Source organism: Vibrio sp. 1731 (assembly GCF_033339955.1).
GTDB classification, from domain to species: domain Bacteria; phylum Pseudomonadota; class Gammaproteobacteria; order Enterobacterales; family Vibrionaceae; genus Vibrio; species Vibrio alginolyticus.
This window is the reverse complement of the sequence record NZ_JAWOVO010000087.1, coordinates 1-1362: the sequence shown is the minus strand read 5'-3', so window position 1 is coordinate 1362 and position 1362 is coordinate 1. Positions and strand designations below refer to the sequence as shown.

The window sequence follows — 1362 nt, the reverse complement described above, 5'->3', positions numbered from 1 at the left end:
CCATGGTCAGCGGGCGCGAAGGCGGCACCGGACTTGGGTTGTCCATCTCACAAAATTTGATCGACCAGCACAACGGAAAAATCGACGTTGAAAGCTGGCCTGGCCACACCACTTTTACAATTTATTTGCCGATTTGACCTCACGAATGGATTTCGTTGAGCGCCAATTTACGGTTTTTGCTGCAAGGATTAGTACATGAGTAAAGGATATGTTTGGGTCGTCGATGACGACAGTTCAATTCGCTGGGTGATGGAGAAAACACTCTCCTCAGCCAACATAAAATGCGAAACCTATGCCGATGGGGAAAGCGTTTTGATGGCGCTTGAGCGCGAAGTGCCAGACGTACTGGTGTCTGATATTCGCATGCCCGGTATCGACGGATTAGAACTGCTCAAGCAAGTGCAACGTGATTACCCTGATTTGCCCGTGATCATCATGACCGCGCATTCCGACTTAGATGCCGCCGTTAACGCCTATCAAAAAGGCGCGTTCGAGTACCTGCCAAAACCGTTTGATATCGATGAAACCTTAACGCTGGTCGAACGTGCGATTGCCCACAGCCATGAAAACAAACGCGAGCAATTGTCTTCAGAAGATGCCCCGGCCGACACGCCAGAGATCATCGGTGAAGCGCCAGCAATGCAGGAAGTGTTCCGCGCTATTGGCCGCCTTTCTCGCTCGTCGATTTCCGTTTTGATCAACGGGGAGTCCGGTACGGGTAAAGAGCTGGTTGCTCATGCCCTTCACCGCCATAGCCCTCGCGCCAACAAACCTTTTATCGCTCTCAATATGGCCGCGATTCCAAAAGACTTGATTGAGTCTGAGTTGTTCGGTCACGAAAAAGGCGCATTTACGGGCGCGAACAGTGTTCGTCAAGGCCGCTTCGAGCAAGCCAACGGAGGCACGCTCTTTTTGGACGAAATCGGGGACATGCCGCTGGATATCCAAACTCGTTTGCTGCGCGTGTTGGCGGATGGCCAGTTCTACCGTGTTGGTGGTCACTCTCCGATTCGTGTCGATGTACGTATTGTCGCCGCCACGCACCAAAACCTCGAAAAGCTGGTACACCAAGGCGATTTTCGTGAAGACTTGTTCCACCGCTTGAACGTCATTCGCGTACAAATTCCTGCGCTTCGTGAACGCAAACAAGACATTGAAAAACTCACACAACACTTTCTGGTACGCGCCGCAGATGAGCTTGGAGTGGAAACCAAAACCTTGCACCCGTCGACGGTCGAAATTCTCAATCGACTCAATTGGCCGGGCAACGTACGTCAGCTAGAAAACATTTGTCGCTGGTTAACCGTGATGGCGAGTGGCAGTGAAGTATTACCGAACGATTTGCCTTCAGAGCTTTTGGAA

The 1362-nt window shown here is 51.4% G+C and carries 2 protein-coding genes; both read left to right on the top strand.

Annotated features, from left to right (window positions below; genetic code table 11):
* The coding region (locus tag R7035_RS25360; RefSeq protein ID WP_318146338.1) for an ATP-binding protein at positions 1 to 137 on the top strand (137 nt) is incomplete at its 5' end.
* A 58-nt stretch (positions 138 to 195) separates the two neighbouring features.
* Positions 196 to 1362 (top strand): nitrogen regulation protein NR(I) (glnG, locus tag R7035_RS25355; RefSeq protein ID WP_318146337.1); only part of this gene is annotated, 1167 nt, incomplete at its 3' end.